Annotated in this window: 18 protein-coding genes and 1 tRNA gene; 9 read left to right on the forward strand and 10 right to left on the reverse strand. The window is 66.8% G+C overall.

Annotated features, from left to right (window positions below):
- Positions 1–55 precede the first annotated feature (55 nt).
- Positions 56–934: an ABC transporter permease gene (locus tag AC1DDO_RS05195; RefSeq protein WP_476867355.1), complete on the reverse strand. Its 879-nt coding sequence runs from the start codon at positions 932–934 to the stop codon at positions 56–58.
- Positions 931–1,779 (reverse strand): ABC transporter ATP-binding protein, encoded by an 849-nt coding sequence (locus tag AC1DDO_RS05200; RefSeq protein ID WP_476867354.1) that lies wholly within the window; start codon positions 1,777–1,779, stop codon positions 931–933. Before AC1DDO_RS05200 ends, AC1DDO_RS05195 begins: the two co-directional genes overlap by 4 nt.
- Before the next feature lie 258 nt (positions 1,780–2,037).
- Between AC1DDO_RS05200 and AC1DDO_RS05205 the strand changes: the two genes are divergently transcribed.
- The 3 genes from AC1DDO_RS05205 (at position 2,038) to AC1DDO_RS05215 (ending at position 5,673) form a co-directional block, all read left to right on the forward strand.
- The gene (locus AC1DDO_RS05205) at positions 2,038–3,651 is read left to right on the forward strand and encodes an ATP-binding protein (protein WP_476867353.1); all 1,614 of its coding nucleotides are present in this window, start codon (positions 2,038–2,040) and stop codon (positions 3,649–3,651) included.
- Positions 3,648–4,334 (forward strand): response regulator, encoded by a 687-nt coding sequence (locus AC1DDO_RS05210; RefSeq protein WP_476867406.1) that lies wholly within the window; start codon positions 3,648–3,650, stop codon positions 4,332–4,334. The genes AC1DDO_RS05205 and AC1DDO_RS05210 overlap by 4 nt, the downstream gene beginning before the upstream one ends.
- 178 nt (positions 4,335–4,512) lie before the next feature.
- Entirely contained in the window at positions 4,513–5,673 is a 1,161-nt protein-coding gene (locus AC1DDO_RS05215; RefSeq protein ID WP_476867352.1) for a globin domain-containing protein, read from the forward strand.
- Positions 5,674–5,788: 115 nt separating this feature from the next.
- On the opposite strand, the gene AC1DDO_RS05220 is transcribed toward AC1DDO_RS05215, so the two are convergent.
- Positions 5,789–7,189 (reverse strand): FAD-binding oxidoreductase, encoded by a 1,401-nt coding sequence (locus tag AC1DDO_RS05220; protein ID WP_476867351.1) that lies wholly within the window; start codon positions 7,187–7,189, stop codon positions 5,789–5,791.
- 209 nt (positions 7,190–7,398) lie between these two features.
- Entirely contained in the window at positions 7,399–9,234 is a 1,836-nt protein-coding gene (locus AC1DDO_RS05225) for a phosphoenolpyruvate carboxykinase (GTP) (protein WP_441410957.1), read from the reverse strand.
- Positions 9,235–9,510: 276 nt separating this feature from the next.
- On the opposite strand from AC1DDO_RS05225, the gene AC1DDO_RS05230 reads away from it, so the two are divergent.
- Positions 9,511–9,584 (forward strand) — tRNA-Arg (locus AC1DDO_RS05230).
- Between the two features lie 111 nt (positions 9,585–9,695).
- Here the strand turns inward: AC1DDO_RS05230 and AC1DDO_RS05235 are convergent.
- Positions 9,696–10,490, reverse strand: coding sequence for a FadR/GntR family transcriptional regulator (locus AC1DDO_RS05235; protein WP_476971576.1), 795 nt, complete (start codon positions 10,488–10,490; stop codon positions 9,696–9,698).
- Between the two features lie 150 nt (positions 10,491–10,640).
- Here AC1DDO_RS05235 and AC1DDO_RS05240 point away from each other — a divergent pair, with 150 nt between their 5' ends.
- The 5 genes from AC1DDO_RS05240 (at position 10,641) to AC1DDO_RS05260 (ending at position 16,520) form a co-directional block, all read left to right on the forward strand.
- Positions 10,641–12,188 carry a dihydrolipoyl dehydrogenase family protein gene (locus tag AC1DDO_RS05240; RefSeq protein ID WP_476971577.1) on the forward strand — a complete coding sequence of 516 codons (1,548 nt, stop codon included), beginning with the start codon at positions 10,641–10,643 and terminating at the stop codon, positions 12,186–12,188.
- A gap of 162 nt (positions 12,189–12,350) precedes the next feature.
- Entirely contained in the window at positions 12,351–13,070 is a 720-nt protein-coding gene (locus AC1DDO_RS05245; RefSeq protein WP_476971578.1) for an ABC transporter ATP-binding protein, read from the forward strand.
- Entirely contained in the window at positions 13,067–15,160 is a 2,094-nt protein-coding gene (locus AC1DDO_RS05250) for a YhgE/Pip family protein (protein WP_476971579.1), read from the forward strand. Before AC1DDO_RS05245 ends, AC1DDO_RS05250 begins: the two co-directional genes overlap by 4 nt.
- Entirely contained in the window at positions 15,157–15,819 is a 663-nt protein-coding gene (locus AC1DDO_RS05255) for a TetR/AcrR family transcriptional regulator (protein WP_476971580.1), read from the forward strand. Before AC1DDO_RS05250 ends, AC1DDO_RS05255 begins: the two co-directional genes overlap by 4 nt.
- A 17-nt stretch (positions 15,820–15,836) precedes the next feature.
- A complete protein-coding gene (locus tag AC1DDO_RS05260; protein ID WP_476971581.1) occupies positions 15,837–16,520 on the forward strand; it encodes a hypothetical protein in 684 nt (227 codons plus the stop codon).
- An 18-nt stretch (positions 16,521–16,538) separates the two neighbouring features.
- Here AC1DDO_RS05260 and AC1DDO_RS05265 read toward each other — a convergent pair whose 3' ends face one another.
- The 5 genes from AC1DDO_RS05265 to AC1DDO_RS05285 all read right to left on the reverse strand — a co-directional run bounded on the left by AC1DDO_RS05265 (position 16,539) and on the right by AC1DDO_RS05285 (position 20,822).
- Complete coding sequence (locus tag AC1DDO_RS05265; RefSeq protein ID WP_476971582.1) at positions 16,539–17,090, reverse strand: hypothetical protein; 552 nt, start codon at positions 17,088–17,090, stop codon at positions 16,539–16,541.
- Positions 17,091–17,228: 138 nt separating this feature from the next.
- Positions 17,229–17,756: a SixA phosphatase family protein gene (locus tag AC1DDO_RS05270; RefSeq protein WP_476971583.1), complete on the reverse strand. Its 528-nt coding sequence runs from the start codon at positions 17,754–17,756 to the stop codon at positions 17,229–17,231.
- Positions 17,757–17,813: 57 nt separating this feature from the next.
- Positions 17,814–18,017 carry a dodecin family protein gene (locus AC1DDO_RS05275; RefSeq protein ID WP_476867342.1) on the reverse strand — a complete coding sequence of 68 codons (204 nt, stop codon included), beginning with the start codon at positions 18,015–18,017 and terminating at the stop codon, positions 17,814–17,816.
- 413 nt (positions 18,018–18,430) lie between these two features.
- On the reverse strand, positions 18,431–19,294 hold the full coding sequence (locus AC1DDO_RS05280) for a winged helix-turn-helix domain-containing protein (RefSeq protein ID WP_476867341.1): 864 nt from the start codon (positions 19,292–19,294) through the stop codon (positions 18,431–18,433).
- Positions 19,295–19,856: 562 nt separating this feature from the next.
- Entirely contained in the window at positions 19,857–20,822 is a 966-nt protein-coding gene (locus AC1DDO_RS05285) for a hypothetical protein (protein ID WP_476971584.1), read from the reverse strand.
- Positions 20,823–20,939: the final 117 nt, after the last annotated feature.

The following is a 20,939-nucleotide window of genomic DNA, read 5'->3' on the forward strand; positions in this document are numbered from 1 at the left end:
GCACTTTTCCTTGTTCTCTTCATGGATATTGCGTTATGGACGGGTAGAAAATTTGTCAGATCGCCTGGGCTTCGGAACGGTTTGGCGGGCGCCACTTGAGGAGTGAGTGTTCCAGCAGGCTGATCAGGTATTCGGCCGCGAGCGTGATCACGGCAATGATCACCATGCACGCGAATACCGTGTTGGGATCGAAGGTGCCCTGGGCCTGGCTGATGATTAGGCCGATGCCCTGCTGGGCACCGAGCACCTCCGCGACCAGGGCGCCGATAATCGCGAACCCGAAGGCCGTGTGAAGGCTTGCGATGATCCACGTCATCGCCGAGGGGATGGTCACGTGAATCGCGACTTGGACCGGGGATGCCCCGAGTACGCGGACATTTGCGACCAGGTTCTGGTCCACCTCACGCACGCCCTGGAAGGCGTTGAAGAAGACTACGAAGAACACCAGCACCGCGGCGAGCAGGACCTTGGGGAACACTCCGAGGCCGAAGGCCACGATGAAGATCGAGCCGAGGACGATGCGGGGAATCGAGTTGACGATCCTGATGTACGGGCCGACGACGGCCGAGAGGTACTTGTTCGAGCCCAGCAGGATCCCGAGCACCACGCCGACGAACGTGCCGAGCAGGAAACCGAGGACGGCTTCTTCCATGGTGACCCCGAGGTTCTCCCAGATTGTCCCGAACGCTGTTCCCTCGGTGAAGAGCATCACCAGGCTATTCCAGATCTCGCTGGGCTGGCCGAAGAAGAACTTGTCCACCCAGCCTTCCTCGGTAAACCACTGCCACCCGCCCACCACCGCCACGGCGAGGGCGGCGCGGCCCACCCAGATGGCAGTCATGTGGCGCCGGTGCGACGCTTTTCCGGACTGCACGGCCGCTGCCTGCTGCTGCTCCTGCGTGTTCACCTTTTCCCCTTGCACAAGAGTGGTCATGCTGCTGCACCTGCCGATCGGGCGTAGGCACGGGTGACCTCGTCCTTGAGCGATTCCCAGATCTGGCCCTGAAGCTCAAGGAAGCGTTCCTCGTGGCGGATTTCCTGGACATTGCCGCGCGGCCGGGGCAGATCGATGTCGAAGACGTCCTTGACCGTGCCGGGGCTGCTGGTCATGATGACCACGCGGTCGGAGAGCGCCACGGCCTCGTCGAGGTCGTGGGTGATGAACAGGACCGAGGGCCGGAGCTCCTCCCAGAGCTTCAGCAGCTCGTTCTGCATAATGGCCTTGGTCTGCACGTCGAGGGCACCGAACGGCTCGTCCATGAGCAGGATCCTCGGGTTATTGATGAGCGCTGCGGCCATGGCCACGCGCTTGCGCATGCCGCCCGAGAGCTGATGCGGGTAGCGGTCCTCGAAACCGGCCAGCCCCACACGGCGCAGCCAGTCCCTGGCGAGCAAGGTGGCCTCGCGCTTCGGGGTTCCCAGCAGGATCGGCCCCATCATCACGTTGCTGAGCACGCTCTTCCAGGGAAAGAGCGCATCCGCCTGGAACATGTAGCTGACGCCGTCTGTGACACCCTCGACGGTGTTTCCGCCGACGCTCACAGAGCCCTCGCTGGGACGCTCCAGCCCGGAAACCTGGGCCAAAGTAGTCGACTTGCCGCAGCCCGTGGGGCCGACGATCGAGCAAAACTGCCCGGGTTCCACGGAAAGCGCTACGTCCCGGATCGCGGTAAACGTTTCACCCTTCGGCGTGAGGTAGCGCTTGGCCAGCCCGGTGATCTCAATGCCGGCATCGTCGCCAGCATCCCCAGGTGGGCGAATTCGATGGTTTACACCCATGGCGTAAAGCCTCTCTGTTGAATCGACGCCAGCCGCTTCATTTGCGGCGACGCCATTGTCCGGTGGATCCTTTAGCCATGCCTCGCAACTCTTCGCTCCGTGTGACATGAGTCATGATCAGTGCACTCACCCTAGAAAGGACTGCCGTGGTACAGCCACGCTTGCGTGCCTTGTGAGGGTTGTTAGCCTTCATTCATCTTTTGAACCTTTTGCTCGAAATGCCGCCCGATCTGCCTTGAACGCCGCCCGGGGCCAGCAGTGAGCAGCGCGCGGGCATGGTGGGGCGCCCGGCCGCTCGCATCGCAGATTCTCGTGTGGACGCTGGTGCTGATAGCGGTCACTGTGGCCCTGGGCGGCCTGGTCACCAACCGCATCACCGGCCAGGTACTCGACGAGCAGTTCCGCCTGCGTGCCCTGGGCGTCGCGGAATCGGTGGCACAGATGCCGGAGGTGGCCACGGGTGTGGCCACCGGCGATGCTGGCCACGAGATCCAGGCGGTGGCTGAACAGGTGCGCACCCGCGCCCAGACGGACTACGTGGTGGTTACCGACCGGTACGGGATTCGTTTCTCGCACCCCACGCCGTCGCTGATCGGGAAGCGCCTCGAGGAGCCTGTCGAGGTCCTCGACGGCCAGACCCACGTGGGTACCGACCACGGCAGCCTCGGCGACTCGGCGAACGCCAAGGCACCGATCCTGGACGCCTCGGGAAACGTCGTCGGACAGGTCTCGGTGGGCATCCTCGAGACGACCGTCAGCATGGAGCTCGAGCGGGACGCTGGGATCGTCGGCGGCTCCTCGGTGCTCGTTCTCCTGATCGGCGGCGCAGGTTCGTTCGTGCTGGCACGGGCCATCAAGCGCGCTACGTTCGGTCTCGAGCCTGCGGAGATCGCCTCGCTCCTCCAGGAACGGGAGGCCCTCCTGCACGGCATCCGCGAGGGCATGGTCGGAATTGACGACGCCGGCCGGGTGACCGTGATTAACGTCGAGGCACGGCGCCTTCTGGGCCTCGAAAACACTTTGCTCGACCGCCCGCTGGAGGAGCTTATCCCGGAGGGACGGCTCCGCGACGTCCTCACGGGTGAGGCGCCCGGCGCTGACCAGACGATCATCACAGACGACTCCCTTCTCGTGGCCAACCGCATGCCGGTAAGCGTTGGCGGCCGGAGCGTGGGCGCCGTCGTGACCCTTCGCGACCGCACCGAAGTGGAAGCGCTGGTGCGGGACCTGCGTGCGTTGGAGGGCCTCATGGCTGCCCTGCGCGCGCAGGAGCACGAGTACGCCAACCGCATGCACACGGTGGGCGCCCTCCTCCATCTGGGCGATATCGCGCAGGCGCGCACCTTCATCGCGGGCATCGCGGACACATCGCGCTCCCTCGGCGAGGGACTGCGTGCACGGATCGAGCCGCCCGAGCTCGCGGCGCTCATCTATGCCAAGATCACGGTGGCGGCCGAGCAGGATGTGCGCGTGGCTGTGTCCGACGAATCACTCCTTCGCGAACCGGGGCTCGGAACGCAGGATCTCCTGACAATCGTGGGGAACCTGTTGGACAACGCAATCGACGCCGTCTCCAGCCTCCCGGGACACCACGAAGTGACGCTTACCCTGGATGATTCCTCGGGCGTTTTTGTTTCGGTGACCGACACAGGACCGGGCGTGCCCGCGGACGCTGTGGACGACGTCGTACGCGATGGCTATACGACGAAAGCGGAACGGGCGGCCCAGGCCGGTGGCCCGGCCCTGCGGCGCGGCATTGGCCTGGCGCTCGTTGCGAGGATCGTGCGCCGCGCAGGTGGCACGATGGATGTGTTCGCCGGACCGGGCGGACGTTTCGAAGTGTGGATTCCGAAAGTTGGGGCAGAAGGATGATCCGGGTGCTGGTTGTCGACGACGACTTCCGCGTGGCGCGGCTGCACGCTGCACAGGTGGCGCATGTTCCGGGGTATGAGTGCGTCGGTGAGGCACACACCGTCGCCGAGGCGCGCGCCGCGATCGCGAGGGAGAGCCCCGACCTCCTGCTCTTGGACATCTATCTGCCGGACGAGGACGGAATCTCGCTCCTGCAGTCGCTGCGCGAGGCAGGCGAGGACGTAGACGTCATCATCATCACCGCGGCGCGGGATGTAGGAACCGTGCGTGCGGCGATGCGCGGCGGAGCGGTGTACTACCTCGTGAAGCCGTTCGGATTCGAGCAGCTCGTCGAGCAGTTGCAGGCCTATCAGAAGTGGCGCGCGGACGCGTTGTCACGGCGGATCACAGGGCAGACGGACATTGACGCGCTGTTTGCCTCACGGCGGGCTTCTGTGGCGCCCACTGCGGGTTCGAGCTCCGCACGGCGCCTCCCGCCGACTATGCAAAAGGTGCTCGATGCCGTGGCCGCGGCCGGCCGGCCTCTGGGCGCGCAGGACGTCTCAGACCTCATTGGCATATCCCGGCCGACGGCACAGCGTTACCTGAGCGAGCTCGAACGCAAGGACCGCGTGACCCTCCACCTCGAATATGGCACCACCGGCCGGCCAGTCAACACGTATATCCCCGCGCCCTCCCGCTAGCGCGTCTCATCTATATCGGCGCTGGCAAAGACGTTCACGAACGACACGCCCGAAAGCAGCCGATTTGCCACACTTTTCTACAGCGTGTAGAACTTAGGTGTAAATACTCGTATTTCAAATATTAGTATTTGCATCGCGGTCCGGTTGAAGACCCCGGGCCACTACCTCAGGAGTCAGCATGCTCTCGGACAAGTCCTTCCCGGTCATCGAGGCCACCCTGCCGCTGGTCGGTTCCCGGATCGGAGCGATCACCCCGAAGTTCTACGCCCGCCTCTTCGGCGCCCACCCCGAACTGCTGGACGGGCTCTTCAGCCGCGCCAACCAGCGCTCCGGCGCCCAGCAGCAGGCCCTGGCCGGAAGCATCGCCGCTTTCGCCAGCCACCTCGTGAACAACCCCGGCACCCTGCCGGAGACCGTGCTGTCCCGGATCGCGCACCGCCACGCGTCCCTGGGCATCACCGAACCGCAGTACCAGGTGGTCTACGAGCACCTCTTCGCTGCCATCGCCGAGGACCTGGCCGAGGTCATCACCCCGGAAATCGCCGAAGCCTGGACCGAGGTCTACTGGCTCATGGCGGACGCCCTGATCAAGCTCGAGAAGGGCCTCTACGCCGCCCAGGCCAACGGCAAGATGTGGACGCCCTGGAGGGTAGCCGCCAAGACCCCCGCCGGCACCGGCTCCATGACCTTCGCCCTCGAACCGGCCGATGACACCCCCGTCACCGCGGCCCTTCCCGGCCAGTACGTCAGCGTCAAGGTGACCCTTGCGGACGGCCTGCGCCAGGTCCGGCAGTACTCCCTCTCCGGCGACGCCGGCACTACCCGCAGCTTCACCACCAAGCTCGACGACGGCGGCGAGGTCTCCCCCGTGCTGCACAACAATGTGGAGGTGGGCGACGTTATCGAGATCTCCAACCCCTACGGCGAAATCACGCTCAAGGAGGGCGACGGTCCCGTGGTCCTGGCTTCGGCCGGGATCGGCTGCACGCCCACGGCGTCCATCCTGCGTTCCCTCGCGGAGTCCGGCTCGGACCGCCAGGTCCTGGTGCTGCACGCGGAAAGCACGCTGGACAGCTGGGCGCTGCGCTCCCAGATGACCGACGACGTCGAACGCCTCGACGGCGCCGATCTCCAGCTCTGGCTCGAAGAACCGCAGGCCGGCTCGAACGCAGGCTTCATGTCCCTGCGCGAGGTGGACCTGCCGGCCAACGCGTCCCTGTACCTGTGCGGTCCGCTGCCGTTCATGAAGAGCATCCGCAATGAGGCCATCAACGCCGGTATCCCGGCCACGAAGATCCACTATGAGGTCTTCGGCCCGGACATCTGGCTCGCCAGCTAAGTCCCCGACGGCGGCCCCGCACCTTTCGCAACAAAGGTGCCGGGCCGCCGTCGTCGTTAAGCTGGGCTGCCGTCGTGATCCGGCTTCGGCTTCCCGGACGGAACCTCCCTGCCCGTCAGGACGCGGGCGTCACCCCGGTGATCGTGTGGCCGAAGCGCAGCAGGTTGCCCGGGTCGTAGGTGGACTTCGCGGCCACCATCCGCTCGTACATTGCCGGCGACCATGCCCGCGCCCGGTCAGCTTCATCGCCGGGCGCGCCGTGGAAGTTCACCAACGTGTAGCCGGTGGAATAGGGAGCCATCGCGGCGAGGATGTCGCGGATGGACGCGGACACGGCCTCCGCGGCTTCCGGCACCTGGAGCCCGACAAGGAACAGCAGGAACGCCGCGTCGCGTCCGGACACGGCGTTCGGCGGCGCTCCTGGCCGGGACAATGCAGCGCGGGACAGCGCCCCGCCCAGCGGCCGAATCTCGATCAGGAGCAGCGGGCAGTCGGTGCCGTCCCCCGCCAGCCTGAGCAGTTCCGCGGAAGCCTCCTGGCCAAAATCCGTGAGCAACGCGCCGCCGTCGGTGAACGGGAGCGGATCCGCCGGGTCCATGTGGATCTGGTCGACGTCGAGGTAGCTCATGGGTCCGGCCATGTCCATCAGAGGGGTTGAGACTGCGCGCATCGGGGCAAGCAGCGCGTCGCCGGCCTCACGGTTTCCGAGGAAGGCAAAGCGCAGGTGGACCACAAACTGGCCGCGGAGGGGCGGCGGAACGAAGTCCATGTCCGGAAGCCGCAGCAGGGAGATCGACGGCGAGGCGTCGTCAGGCAGCGTGGGCAGCCACTCGCGGAATGCGGTCAGAACCGGCGCCGCGTCCACCCCGGGATAAATGATCCCTCCGCCGTAGAAATCCCCGAGCGGAAAGAGGTTGAACTCAAGTGCCGTGACAATCCCGAAGTTGCCCTTGCCCCCGCACATCAGCGCGAACAGCTCGGCTTCGGTCTCGGCGTCGATCCGGCGCAGCGCGCCATCGGCGGTAACCACGTCCATGCTCCTAACATGATCCGCCGCGAAGCCATGGGCACGTCCGAGCACGGGCAGCCCGCCGCCGACCGTGTACCCCACGACGCCGACGTCGGTGCTCGAGCCGTGCAGTCCGATCAGCCCATGGGGGACGCTCGCCTCCAGGACACTCCGCCACTTCACCCCGGCGCCGACCCGTGCGGTGCGTTCTACCGGATCGATGGTCAGTTCCTGCAGGCGTCGTGTGTTGATGAGCAGGCCGCCATCGATCGCCGAATCGGCGCCGTGCCCGGTGGACTGGACGGACACCGGAAGCCGGTGCTCCGCCGCCCATTTCACTGCGGCTGCCACGTCCCGCGCGTCTGCGGCGCCTACAACGACGTCGGGCCGGTGGATGGTCGCGACGTTGAAGGCGAACGTCTCGGCCGCGAATTCTTGGCTGTCGGGCAGCGCGACCGGGCCGCTGACAGCGTTGGACAAGGCATGGATGTCGTCTTTGACAAGCAAGGGGAACTCCTGAAGTCTCGCTGACTGGTGGAATGCGGCCAAGCCTAGGGGCGCGCCGGAAGGTGGCCTAGGGACCTAAGTCCCGGCGGAGCCGGGACTTAGGTCCCCGGCACAACGAAAACGGCGGTCCCGCACCCTTGAAAGGTGCGGGACCGCCGTCGTTGTCGCAGTGCCGGCTGCCAGCGCCGGCCGCTACTGCTGGGGTATTGCTACTGCTCGGCCGCCATGCGGGCCTTCAGGCCGTCGAGCTCGGCCTGCAAGGCATCGGGCAGCGAGCCGCCGAAGTTGGCGAACCAATCCTCGATGGAGGCCAGCTCGGTGGCCCACTCGGCCGGATCAACGCGGACAGCCTCTTCAACCTGGGCGGGCGTCATGTCCAGGCCGGTGAGGTCGATCCCGTCAGCGGTGGGGACGAACCCGATGGGGGTCTCCACGGCGTCGGCCTTGCCCTCGAGGCGTTCGATGGCCCACTTTAGGACACGGGAGTTGTCACCGAATCCGGGCCACGCGAAGCCGCCCTCGGAATTGCGGCGGAACCAGTTGACCAGGAAGATCTTGGGCAGGCGCTCCGGGTTGGCCTTGGCGGACAGGTTGACCCAGTGATTCAGGTAATCGCCTGCGTCGTAGCCGATGAAGGGCAGCATCGCCATTGGATCCCGCCGGACAACGCCGACAGCACCGGCGGCCGCGGCCGTGGTCTCGGAGGACAGGGTGGAGCCCATGAAGATGCCGTTGGACCAGCTGCGCGCCTCGGTGACCAGCGGGATGGTGGTCTTGCGGCGGCCACCGAACAGGATCGCGGAAAGTTCCACGCCGTCCGGGTTGTAGTACTCCTCGGCCAGCATGTCGATCTGGTCGATCGGCGTGCAGAAGCGGGAGTTCGGGTGGGCAGCGGGCTTGTCCGACTCGGGGGTCCAGGAGTTACCCTGCCAGTCGGTCAGGTGCGCGGGCACTTCCTCGGTCATGCCCTCCCACCACACGCCGCCGTCGTCCGTGAGGGCGACGTTGGTGAAGATGCTGTGGCCCTTGGCAATGGCGCGCATTGCGTTGGGGTTGGTGCCCCAGCCGGTTCCCGGTGCCACGCCGAACAGGCCGGCCTCAGGGTTGACGGCGCGGAGCTCGCCTTCCTTGCCGAACCGCATCCACGTGATGTCGTCGCCGAGGGTTTCGACCTTCCAGCCCTCGATGGTCGGATCCAGCAGGGCGAGGTTGGTCTTGCCGCAGGCCGACGGGAACGCGGCGGAGACGTAGTAGTTCTTCTTCTCCGGCGAGGTCAGCTTGAGGATGAGCATGTGCTCGGCAAGCCAGCCTTCGTCGCGTGCCATTACCGAGGCGATGCGCAGCGCGTAGCACTTCTTGCCGAGCAGGGCGTTGCCGCCGTAGCCGGAGCCGAAGGACCAGATGGAGCGCTCCTCCGGGAAGTGGACAATCCACTTATCCGGATTGCAGGGCCAAGGGACATCAGCCTGGCCGGGGGCCAGCGGGGCGCCGAGGGAGTGCAGTGCCGGGACGAAGAACGCGTTGGTCGCGGTGATCTTGTCGAGGACCTTGGTGCCGATAGTGGCCATGATGCGCATGGAGGCCACAACGTAGGCGCTGTCGGTGATCTCGACGCCGAACTTGGGGTCCTCGGCGTCCAGGTGGCCCATGACGAACGGGATCACGTACATGGTGCGGCCGCGCATGGAGCCGGCGAACAGGCCGCGCAGCTTTTCCTTCATCTGCGCCGGGGCCATCCAGTTATTGGTGAAGCCGGCGTCGTGCTCCTTCTCGGAGCAGATGAAGGTCTGCTCTTCGACGCGGGCTACGTCGGCCGGATCGGAGAACGCCGCGAAGGACTTGGGGAACAGGTCCTCGTTCAGCCGGGTCAGGGTGCCTGCGGCAACGAGCTCGTCGGTGAGCCGGGTGTTTTCCTCGTCCGACCCGTCAACCCAGTAGATCCGGTCCGGCTGGGTAAGTTCAGCCACCTCTTCTACCCATGCCAGCAGACCGGCATGTGTGGTGGGTGCTTTTTCAAGCAACGGCAGTCGCGCCAGATCTCCCATTACGGTTCCCTTCCTCGGGTTCAGTGGTGTGCCTAAATGCTAGGTCGAGCCGAGGGGCCGGTTTCCGGCCCGGACATGGGATGACCTGGGCGGCGCAATTCAAAAACCCCGGAAATTCAAGGAACTGACCGGCCCACACGGGCCGTTTTTGTGACTAAGGTCACGTAGACCGGTCTAGTCGGCTAAATTACACCCCCCTCGATTTGTAACTGGGCGCGGCCTCGCGTAAAGTAATTCGAGGTTCGGGGAGCGAGAAGTTCTCCAAGAGCCGAGAATGCGCCCATAGCTCAGCTGGATAGAGCGTCTGTCTACGGAACAGAAGGTCAGGGGTTCGAATCCCTTTGGGCGCACAGAAGAAAAGATCCGCCCCGGTTCGCCGGGGCGGATCTTTTGTTTAACCGCCTCCTGCAGGCGTGAGAGTCAATGGCTGCCCGGGCCAACTTCAGCCCGGGCAGCAGTGATCAGGCCGACGTCTGGGCAATGATGGTGCGGATACCGTCGAAATGGGTGCTGAGCCGCTCGGCGGCCAGGGTCTTGTCCGCGGAGGCGACGGCCTCATAGATCCCCCGGTGCTGCGCGGCCGTTGCGACGAGGTCGACGGCGTACGGACCGCCGAGTTCGAGATGGATCCGGCGGTAGACCTTCCAGAAGACGTCCATCAGGCTGATCAGGAGATCGTTGTTCAGCGGCTCGAAAAGCCTGCGGTGGAACTCGGCGTCGGCCTCAATGAAAGGCTCCCCGGCAGCGGCCAGCGCCTCCATCCGGTCTACGGATTCCTCGACGGCGGCCAGCTGTTCCGCGCTGATCCTGTCCATCGCGGCGCCGACCAGGCCGGATTCGAGCGCCTGGCGGACCTCCACGAGCTGCAGGGCTTCCTGACCGTGATGGCGCAGCGACAGCCGTGCCCGGAAGGTAAGCCCGTCCGTCAGGGCTTCGAAATTGCTGGGCGCCACGAACATGCCGAAGCCGTGGCGGATTTCGATCACCCCCAGTGCCTGGAGCGCCTTCAGGCACTCCCGCAGCGTGTTGCGGCCGACGCCGAGGGCCGATGTGAGCTCGTTCTCCGTGGGCAACGGGTCCCCGGGCACAAGATCGCGCTCCAGGATCAGCTCCAGGATGTCGGACTGAAGCGCGCGGAGCCGCGCCTGGGCACTGAATCTCGCCAGCGGAACGCTGCTGCCCCGTGCGGTGGTGCCTGCAGTGTTGCCGGCCGTGGTGCCTGCAGAGGTGCCTGTTGTCATGTTGCGTGCGGCCATGCCGCCTCCTCCCCCAATATGGTCCCAACAGTAGCGACCGCGCCCGGTCCTGCAAAGAGCGTTGCCCGGCACGTTACGCCGGGAACCGGCGCCGGCAGCGCCCGGAACGCCAGCCCGGATCCGGTCATGGCCCCGGCGTAGGCTGTTGCCATGACGGCACAGCTTGAGCGGGAATTCGATGTCATTGTGATCGGCGCAGGCGCGGTGGGCGAAAACGTGGCGGACCGCGTGGTCCGCGGCGGCCTGACAGCGGTGCTCATCGAGGCCGAACTGGTGGGCGGCGAGTGCTCATACTGGGCCTGCATGCCGTCGAAGGCACTCCTGCGGCCGGGCACTGCGCTGCACGGCGCGCAGACCGTCCCCGGTGCCCGGGAAGCTGTCACCCGCACCCTGGATCCGGCGGCGGTCCTGAAGCGCCGGGACTACTTCACCTCGAACTGGCAGGACGACGGCCAGGTCAAATGGGCGGAGGACACCGGGATCGAACTGATCCGCGGCCACGGCTGGATCACCGCTCCGCGGCAGGTCGAGGTGGCAGGGCTGGACGGCAACAGCTACGCACTGACGGCCCGGCACGCCGTGGTGCTCGCCACAGGGTCCACCCCCAACCAGCCGCCGGTCGAGGGGCTTCAGGACGTCGAATACTGGACCACCAGGGAGGCGACCTCCGCCCAAACGGTTCCAGCGCGGCTTGCGGTCCTGGGCGGCGGTGTTGCCGGCGTCGAACTCGCCCAGGCCTACGCCCGCCTCGGCGCCTCCGTGACCCTCGTGGCCCGCGGCAGCCTTCTGGGTGCTTTCCCGGAGCAGGCTGCCGAGCTGGTGGCGGCCGGGCTGCGCGCCGACGGCGTCGACATTCGCCTGCACACCGGCACGCGGAGCGTGCACGAGAACGACGACGGCTCGCTCACCGTTGTGCTCGACGGCGGCCCCCAGGTTGACGGCAAGGGTGACCACAAGGGCAGCACGGACGCGGGCTCCGCCGCCAGCCCGGACCAGGGCCTGGCCCAAGGACATACCGTCACGGCGGACAAGCTGCTCGTCTCCACCGGACGGCATCCCTCCCTCGAGGGGCTCGGCCTGGACAGCGTCGGGCTCTCCGCGCCGGAGGGCAAGCCCCTGAGGCTCACCACCGATTCCACCGGACTAGTCCACCACGCAACTGACAACGCGGTGTCCGGCAGCCCGTGGCTCTACGCGGCCGGCGACGCCGCCGGACGTGCTCTGCTGACCCACCAGGGCAAATACGGCGCCCGGGCCACCGGCGACGCCATTGCTGCCCGGGCCAAGGGCGAACTCACCGGCGAAGCGGCCCCCTGGACCACCTTCGCCCAGACCGCATATGAGCACGCGGTGCCGAATGTGGTGTTCACCGACCCGGAGTTGGCGAATGTCGGCCGGACCTTGGCCCAGGCGGAGAAGGACGGCTTCCGGGCCTCCACGGTGGAGCTTCCGATCCAGGTGGCCGGCTCCTCCCTGCACGCCGAACACTATGAGGGGTGGGCGCAGCTGGTCATTGATGAGGACCGCAAGGTGCTGCTGGGCGCCACGTTCGCCGGCCCGGATGTCGCTGAACTCCTGCACGCCGCCACCATTGCCGTGGTGGGGGAAGTGCCGCTGGACCGGCTGTGGCACGCCGTGCCCTCCTATCCCACTATCAGCGAGGTCTGGCTCCGCCTGCTGGAGGAGTACGGCCTCTGAACCGGCCCGCGACGCACCCGGCGCCGCAGCCCCGGACCCCTTCGGCGGCCGCGGACCAAAGCGCCGGCGCGTCTGTTTCATCACACCGGACCCATTCTATTTGAACTGACCAGTCAGTTTAGTTAGCCTTGAGGCAGACATTGTTTCTGCGAAAGGCCTGCTTTGCTCTGCGTACAACAGCTCTCCGTGACCGGCCGGCGGGATGACCTGCTGCCGGCCACCTCGTTGGAGGCCGCGCGTGGTGAACTCCTGCTCGTCGAGGGTGTCCGCCAGGACCAGCGGACGGCCCTTGCCCTGGCCCTCAGCGGACGCATGAGGCCCTCCTCAGGGATCGTGAACTGGGACGGAAACGCCCGGATCAAGGTGCTCCGGCAGGCCAGCAGCGTGGTCGACTCCCCCGGCGTCAACGAGCCCGAACAGCACCTGAGCGTCCACGACCTCGTCACCGAGGACCTGGCCCTGGTGCCGCGCCGCCACCGGGGAGCCCTGCGCAGCACGCCCTGGCTGACGCTCAACAAGTTCGACGATATCGCCGGGCTATGGACAGAGCAGCTGCCGGCGGCCCGGCGGACCGGGCTCCTCACGGCACTCGCCCTCGCCAATCCGGACACCGAACTCCTGGTGGTGGACTCCCCCGACCGGCACAGCGGCGATGTGGACGACTGGCTGCCTCGGCTGCAGGAACTGGCGTACGACGCCGGCCGGCCGCTCGCCGTCGTCGCCACTGTCACCCGCATCCCGGACGGCTGGACCGGACCCGCCGTCGTGATCGGCAACGCCGTCGCGCAGGCCGAACCCCACCCAGGCGACTCAGCCGAGACCCTCCTGCCCGAACCTCTCCTGCCCGAAACCCTCCTACCCGAAACAGAGGACGCAAAGTGACTGTGCTGCGGCTGGCCCGCTCCGAGCTCAAACGCATGACCGGCGGTCTGCTGCCCAAGCTGACCATCCTGGCCCTGGCCCTCGTTCCGCTGCTCTACGGCGCCGTGTACCTCTACGCGAACTGGGATCCGTACGGCAAGCTGAACCAGATCGATGCCGCCCTGGTGGTCCAGGACACCGGCGCCACGTCCGCGGACGGCACCCGGTTGGAGGCCGGCCGAAAGGTCGCCGAAAGCCTCGTGGACGGCCACGTCTTCAACTGGAAGACCGTAGCCAGCACGGACGAAGCGGACCAGGGTGTCAGCAACGGCACCTACGCGTTCGCCCTGAAAATCCCGCAGGATTTCTCGAAGAACCTGGTCTCCCCGAGCAGCTTCGACGCCGCCAACCAGGCCATGCTCAATGTCACCACCAACGATGCCAACAACTATCTGCTGAGCACCATCGTGGACAAACTGACCACCGCCGTGCACACGACGGTCGCCAAAGAGGTAGGCGAGGAGACCGCCAACAAACTCCTCACCGGATTCGGCACCATCCACACGCAGATGCTCAAGGCCTCCGATGGCGCAGGCCAGCTCGCCGACGGCGTCGCCCGGCTCCACGACGGCACAGTGACCCTGCACCAGGGCACCGGCGAGCTCAAAAACGGCGCCACCGAGCTGTACAACGGCCAGGTCAAGCTCCGGGACGGCGCCAACTCACTCAATGCCGGGACCGGCCAGCTCAGCAGCGGCCTCACCCAGCTCAAGGACAAGACCGCAGCCCTGCCCGCCGACGCCCAAAAGCTGGCCGACGGCGCCGCCCAGGTGGCCGCGGGCAACGCCGCGCTCAGCACCGCGCTCGACACCACAGTGCAGGCCATCCCCGGACAGCTCGCAGCCGCCGAACAGGCAGCGCAGCAGGCCGCCGCGCAGGCCCAGCGGAGCAGGGTCGCGGCTTCCGCGGGCCGCCTGGTCGCCGCCGGAGTCCTGAGCCAGGAGCAGGCCGACAAGGTAATGGCCGACGTCGACGCCACCCCTGCGCCGCCCGCTCCGCCGGCCGCTGGCGCGGCGGCTTCCTCAGCCGCAGCCAAACTGCAGACGGCCGCCGCCCAGGTCCGGAAACTGGCTGACGGCTCCGCAGCTGTCAGCGACGGCGCCGCGCAACTGGCCGGCGCCGCGCCGGCCCTCAGCAACGCCGTAGCCAAGGCCTCTGCCGGAGCGGACCAGCTCGCCAGCGGTTCGGCGGCCCTCGCCGCCGGCGAGCAGACTGCCGTCGACGGCGCCGGCAAGCTGGTGCAGGGGGCACAGAAGCTCGACGACGGCGCGGCGCAGCTGGAAAGCGGCGCGGCGACGGCCTCCGACGGCGCCGGAACACTCGCCGCGGAACTCGCCAAGGGCGCCGGCCAGGTCCCCAACCCCGACGACGCCCAAAAGGACAGCCTCTCGAAGGTCATGGCCGACCCCGTCGCCGTAAGCAACGTCTCACAGGCCAAGGCCGGGTCCTACGGCGCCGGGCTGGCACCGTTCTTCCTCACGCTGGCCCTGTGGATCGGCGTCTTCATGCTGGTCCAGGCGATGCGCCCGGTCACCCAGCGCGCGCTGGCCTCCAATGCACCGGCCTGGAAAATTGCCGCCGGCGGCTGGCTTCCGTTCCTGGCGGTGTCCGCCGTCCAGGCGAGCCTGCTGACCCTGGTGGTGGACGTGGGCCTCGGACTGGACCCCGCGCACCCGGTGCTGATGTGGTTCCTCATGCTGGCGGCCGCGATGGCATTCAGCGCCATCATCCAGGGCGTTGTGGCGCTGCTGGGCTCGCCCGGCAAGCTGGTGGTGCTGATCCTGCTGGTGTTGCAGCTGGTCTCCTCGGGCGGCACGTTCCCGTGGCAGACCACGCCCGAGCCGCTGCACGTGGTGCACCAGATCCTGCCGATGGGCTACGTGGTCAGCGGCATGCGGCACCTGATCTACGGCGCGGACCTGGCCATCATCCTGCCCACCATGCTGGGACTGGTTGGCTACACTTTGCTGGGACTGGCAATGTCCACCCTTGCCGTCCGCAAGAACAAATACTGGACCCTCAAGACGCTGAAACCGGAGATCGCCGTATGACCATCAGGCACAGCGGGGACGGTGTGGCGGACTCCGGGGACGCCGAGAAAAAGCTCCGGCCCGCGCGCACGAACGCCACCAAGCAGAAACTGTTCGAGGCGTCCATGGAGCTGATCGGAGAGCGGGGAGCGGCGGGCGTGACGGTCGACGAGATCGCCACGGCGGCCGGGGTGTCCAAGGGCACGGTGTATTACAACTTTGGCAGCAAGTCAGACTTGATTGCCCAGCTGTTGCGCCACGGCGTGGACATCCTCATGGCACGGCTCCTGAGCGTCCGGGACGACTCCGCCGATCCCCTGGCCGCCATGGAGGAGATGATCGGCCAGGCCATGGACTTCATGGCCGAGTACCCGTCCTTCGCCCGGCTCTGGGTCAGTGAGAACTGGCGGACGCCCAGTGAATGGCAGGACACTTTCGCGGAGCTCCGGGGGCGCCTGCTCGCAGTGATCGGCTCTGCCATCGACGGTGTCGCCGCCGTCTATCCCGTGGATCCCGCCGTGTCCCGGGGCAGCCTGGAGACGGCCATCTTTGGCGCCTGCTTCGTGGTTGGCCTGGACCGCCAGACGTACAACCCGGAGCGGACCAGGCAGCAAAGTGTGGCGGCAATTATGTCCTCCATGCGCGGCTACGTCGTGAAGCAGCCGCCCGCTCAGGCATGATTGTTCACATGCGTCACATGGGTACCAACGGAAAGATCGCCATCGGGGCGTTCATCACCGCACTGGCCCTCCTGGTCCTGACCGGCGTCACCCTGCACGAATGGGTGCTTGTGTGGTTCATCGGCGCGTCCGCCACGGCCTACGTGGCCTGTGTGGCAGAGGTGGTAGTCAGGCGCCGGCACAAGACGCTGATCGCGAGCGGAGTCGGTAGCAGCCTCTTTATCGCGTTCGGTATCGCGTTCCTGCGCCAATGGGGGTTGGCATTCAACCCCGATCCTGATGCCCTGTCCACACACGTTGATTCCGAGCATCCGGATTTGTACTTCTATCTCGCCGCGGCCGCCGGAGCCGTCACCTTGCTGCTGCTGTTCGCCGGCACCGTCCTGCCCGGCAGGAACCGCGGCCGGCGCGCCCCGGGCTACGCTCCGCGGCGCCGTCCGGCGCCCGTTGCACGGGGCGCGGGGACGAGGTCCGCCAGCCCGCGGCCGTCCGCCTCGCGTCCGACGCCGAGGGGAACCGCCGCACGCCCGGCGGCTACTCGGGCCGCAGGCCGGCCCGCAGCCACGTCAGCAGTGAAGTCACCCGCGAAGCCACCGGTCAGGGCGGCCTCCGGAAAGCCGCCCGCGGCAAAGGCGCCGGCCAAGTCCCCGGCAAAGCCGCCTGCCGCCAAGTCTCCTGCCCGGACCACCTCCCGCCGCTGAGTGCGGGCGCCCGGAGGCTCAGAGGTTCCGCGGCCTGTCTTCCCGGGGATTGGTGTCCGGCCCCGGAGTGGTGTCGGTGCTGGGTACGTCCTCGCGGCTGCGCTGTTCGTCGGACATGTGCTCATTGGACATGTCCTCGCGGGGCACCTGATCGCCGGATGCCGGGTCGGCGGTTGTCCTCTCGGAACGCAGATCCGCCCGCGTCGGCATTTCCCCGGCCTGGCCCTCACGTTCAGAGGTGACCACGTCGGGATCGATTTCATCGGCCTTGCGCAGTTGTTCCTGCGCGCCGGAGCGGACGCTTTGGGCCTCTTCCTTGCTGCTGAGGGCTTCCTTCCGCTTGCGCTCGGCCTCGAGGGCGGCCTCCTGCGCATCGGCCTCGGCACGGGCCGCCTTGGCCTCCCGTTCCCGCGCAGCGAATTCGTCAGCCTTGGCCTGTTCGCGCATCTCGGCAGCCTTGTTCCGGTCCGCGGCCACCTTGCGCTTGCGGCTGATCATGACTGCCACCGCCACAATGGCCAGCACCACAACGATGCCGACAATAATTCCTATGAGCTGCCCTGAATCCACGTTGACTCACCCTCTTCTCCGGTTGCCTAACCTGCCCCAATAACCGCTGGACAAACCACATCAGCAATCAGCAACAGTAAACCGCAGAACAAGGCCGGTAGCCATGGTTTCAGGCACCCCAGTGCGGCCGGCCAGCGGCTATTTTGCGCGGGGAACCTTGAAATGGGTCAGTCTGGCGTCCTGCCCGTCCAGTTCGCCCCAGGACTTCTCCGTTTCCAGGACGGTCAGCCCGCTGGTGGGATAGCGGTTGGCGGCGTCCATATAGGCATCGTGATCGGAGTCGCGGGACGCCAGGTGCATGGCGAGGTCCTGCACCCCGGGCATGTGCGCTATCACCATCAGCGTGGTTACGGTGTCCGGGACGTGGTTGATCACCGCCAGCATGCGCAGTGCGGACGCGGCATACAGTCCGTCCTCGAGCTTGGGTGTCGGCGCTTTGTCCCCGAGCGCGTGGCACACCCAAGTGCAGGTCTGGCGGGTCCGCAGGGCGCTGGAGCACAGGATGAAGTCGGGGACCACTCCGTGTTTGAGCAGCCATCTTCCGGCGACGGGGGCGTCCTTGTGGCCGCGCTCTTCAAGCGGCCTTTCGTGATCGGCCACCCCGCCGGGCCAGTCAGACTTGGCATGCCTCATGATCACCAGTCGTTTGATGTGATGCTCGCTCATGCCCACAATCCTAGTGTGGCGCCTCGTCCCCGGGACTGCGCCCGGCCAGCGGCCGGCTCAGTCTTCAAGGACGAAGGTCACCTCCAGCACCACATGCCAGGCAACGGCCGCGCCGTCGCTGATTTCAACCTTCTGTTCCTTCACCCACGCCCCCGTGACATTGCGCAAGGTTTTGTTGGCCCGATCGATGCCCTCCTTGATGGCAGCATCAAACGAGGTCTTCGAGTTCGCACTCAAGGTAGTAATCCGCGCTACAGACATCTCTTCCTCCCAATAGTCGGCTCAACGACCAGAGACTACGCCGGACCCAGGAAACGCAACAGAGTCCAACAGCGCCCCACGGTGGCGGCTTCGCCGGATTTGGGGCCGTGCCCGCTTCGCGGTGCCCGCCACGCCGCGGCCCCAAAATCCGGCCTCGCCGCCTCAGCTGCGGAGTCACCAACAAGACAACCCAGCCGTGGAGGCACATGCCCGTCAGCCAGCCCGCGGAAGCCCCCGCCACACTGTGGGGAACGTAGCCGTCGGCGGAAGCGAAGCGGTTTTCCGCGTAGTGCCGCATCGCCGACTGAGGAACGAAGGAGGTGTCTAAGGCACGGCGGAAGGCCGCTGAAGCTTTCGGAAACGCGAAAGCGCCCGCCCCACGAGGGACGGACGCTTTGCGCGGACCAGGAAAGCTAGATCGAGTATTCCGGAGCGGCCCAGACGACAACCTCGGGGTGCTCGTAGAAGCGGTAGCCCTGGCCGCGGACGGTGCGCACGGTGTTGGCGAGGCGGCCAAGCTTGGAACGCAGGCGGCGGATGTGGACGTCGATGGTCCGCTCGTTCGGGACCTCTTCGGCGTTCCGCCACAGGCCCTCGAGGAGCTCATCGCGGCCCACGGTGCGGGTGCCGTTCTCTACCAGGTAGTTCAGGAGTTCGAATTCCTTGAACGTCAGGTTCAGGGATTCGCCGTCGAGGTGCACTTCACGGCGGGCGAGATCAATCAGCACACCGGAGGGCCGCGGATCCTGCGGCTGCTGCAGGCGGGCGGTCTCGGTCCGCTGGCGGGCACCCGCGGTCGGGTCACCAAAGGTCGAACGGACGACGTCGAGGGCGGAACCCGGGGCGCTGGCCGGCGCGACGGCGACGGCCGCGTAGCTTTCGGCGCCGGCAACAAGCGACTGGGCGTAGGCCCGGATTTCCTGGGCAAGTTTGGCAATCGAGGTGCCGGCCGCTGCTGCGGTTTCTTCGTCGATCCCCATGTAGAGCACGAAGCCGCGGGCGACGTTGTCGCTGGGGGCCGAACGGACCGGGCTGCCGGCGCCCGGAGCGATCACCGGGGTGGGCGCAGTGGTGGGGGCGGGCGGAACGGCGCGGAGCTGGCCGTAGGAGTCAGGGTTGTAGCCCTGTGCTGCATATCCGGGGGCCGGGAAGCTGCCGGTGGAACCGGCGGGTGCGAACGCGGAGCGGCCGCCAAAGCCCTGGCGGATCCCGGAGGGCTGACCGGCCTTGCTGGCGTTACGGACGGAGATGTGGACGTATCCGGATGCAACTGACATGGAATGCTTACCTCAATGTGAATGGCCGTCATCGCGGCTCGAATGCTTCTTTCCCCGCAATGAAACTGGGGAGGGGCGCCCGACTCTGGGCTGGGGGGCGAATGCCTAGAAACTCTCAGGGGTGTAAAAGTTAGGCGTGCATTCGACAACAGCGCATCTCGGTACCAGCGGGTGTGCTGATCCAGATAGCTGCGGCTGCAGGTGCTGTTGAGTTCTTGTTCACAATTGAAGTGTGCAACGTAACAATGCGAACGTGCAAGTAACAATGGACCGCAGGTTCCACATAGTGAGACAGATCGAGGAATTGTAGCGCAAGTCACAATTCTGCCCCGGGAATAAAATAACAAGCGTTTTTCCCACCCAGGAGCCCGAAGGCAAATTTCACCGAAGATTATTCGACCTCAATAGCCGGACAGCCGAAAAGATTCACAGCACGGCAAATCGGCAAAACGGAGTGTCCCCGCCGTTCCCAGCGGGGCGGTCCACGGAGTGGTCATGCCGACGGTGCCGCCTGGCGGGGCGGCAAAGTCGGCTTCGGCGGGATCAGTCGGCTTCGGCCGGGTCAGTTGGACTGGCCAGTGGCGGTCGCCGCGACAATCATGACGGACGTTGCCGTGTAGCCGGAGCCGTCCTTCGCCGCCACGATCCGCACTGTGCCGCCTGCAACGATGTCCGCCACGCTCAGCTGGGTGCCCGTACCGCCGGCCTGCTGGCGCCGCTGTTGCAGATTACTCACCACCACATCGCTGCCCAGGGCATAGCTGCGAGTGAACCCGTCACTGCTCTTGACCGTGACGGAGGACGAGCTGACCTCGCTCACAATGCCCAACTGCTCGGCCATGGTGGTGTACTCGCTTCCTTGCAGCACGACGTATTCGGCATGCACTGCCGAGGAGAGCCCGCCCATCCCGCCGGCGGCGAAGTTGCCGGGACCGCCTTGCCCGGGCATTCCGCCCGCCGCGGCGCCGCCTTGCGCCGAGCCGGGTATGCCGGGCGCGAAACCCTGGCCGCCCGCAGCCCCACCGGCCCCGCCCGCGGCGCCTGCCGCCCCGTTGGCCGCGGCCGAACTTGAGGTCAGGGCATAGACCCCGGCACCTGCACCGACTGCCAGGACCGCTGCGGCACCGGCGACGACGAGCCCGCGCTTGAGCGTCCAGGGGCTTGCCGGAGCGGTCTTGGTGCCCGCCCGCGGCGCACCCCAGCCTGTTGCACCCGTGGGTGCCGTATGTTTCTGCTGCGGCATACCCCACCCCGGCGCCGAAGCCGGAACTTGCGAGATCTGGGGCGCGCCCCAGCCGGGTGCAGGGTCCGCCGCCGGCTGCCCGCCGACGGGCTTGCCGCCGTCGTACTGGCCGTCGTCGTACTGGCCGGCCGCCTGCGGCGCGCCGTCGTATGGCCCGCCGGCCTGCGGTGCGGCGCCAAGCTGTCCGGCGCCCGCGGGCGTGGTCACAGGTGCGGGCGTCGCAGCGTTGCCGGGGGCGGGTTCTGGGGCTGGTCCGGAACCGGCTCCGGGATGCTGACCGCTCATCGTGTTTCTCCTTCATGGTGCGGATCGGTGTTCACCCCAGCGTGCTGAGCGATCCTGTGCCTGGGCTGTGCAGGCCGACAGCCCGGCCTGTGACCTTGGGGCAGGACAACGAACGGA

This window comes from Arthrobacter sp. 10N43, from assembly GCF_056394525.1.

What these genes read in the sequence shown, in the direction of transcription:
- AC1DDO_RS05260 (WP_476971581.1), top strand. Translation starts at nt 15,837, where the DNA reads ATGGGTACCAACGGAAAGATCGCCATCGGGGCGTTCATCACCGCACTG.
- AC1DDO_RS05255 (WP_476971580.1), top strand. Translation starts at nt 15,157, where the DNA reads ATGACCATCAGGCACAGCGGGGACGGTGTGGCGGACTCCGGGGACGCC.
- AC1DDO_RS05210 (WP_476867406.1), top strand. Translation starts at nt 3,648, where the DNA reads ATGATCCGGGTGCTGGTTGTCGACGACGACTTCCGCGTGGCGCGGCTG.
- AC1DDO_RS05270 (WP_476971583.1), bottom strand. Translation starts at nt 17,756, where the DNA reads ATGAGCGAGCATCACATCAAACGACTGGTGATCATGAGGCATGCCAAG.
- AC1DDO_RS05240 (WP_476971577.1), top strand. Translation starts at nt 10,641, where the DNA reads ATGACGGCACAGCTTGAGCGGGAATTCGATGTCATTGTGATCGGCGCA.
- AC1DDO_RS05275 (WP_476867342.1), bottom strand. Translation starts at nt 18,017, where the DNA reads ATGTCTGTAGCGCGGATTACTACCTTGAGTGCGAACTCGAAGACCTCG.
- AC1DDO_RS05225 (WP_441410957.1), bottom strand. Translation starts at nt 9,234, where the DNA reads ATGGGAGATCTGGCGCGACTGCCGTTGCTTGAAAAAGCACCCACCACA.
- AC1DDO_RS05235 (WP_476971576.1), bottom strand. Translation starts at nt 10,490, where the DNA reads ATGGCCGCACGCAACATGACAACAGGCACCTCTGCAGGCACCACGGCC.
- AC1DDO_RS05195 (WP_476867355.1), bottom strand. Translation starts at nt 934, where the DNA reads ATGACCACTCTTGTGCAAGGGGAAAAGGTGAACACGCAGGAGCAGCAG.
- AC1DDO_RS05215 (WP_476867352.1), top strand. Translation starts at nt 4,513, where the DNA reads ATGCTCTCGGACAAGTCCTTCCCGGTCATCGAGGCCACCCTGCCGCTG.
- AC1DDO_RS05285 (WP_476971584.1), bottom strand. Translation starts at nt 20,822, where the DNA reads ATGAGCGGTCAGCATCCCGGAGCCGGTTCCGGACCAGCCCCAGAACCC.
- AC1DDO_RS05280 (WP_476867341.1), bottom strand. Translation starts at nt 19,294, where the DNA reads ATGTCAGTTGCATCCGGATACGTCCACATCTCCGTCCGTAACGCCAGC.
- AC1DDO_RS05200 (WP_476867354.1), bottom strand. Translation starts at nt 1,779, where the DNA reads ATGGGTGTAAACCATCGAATTCGCCCACCTGGGGATGCTGGCGACGAT.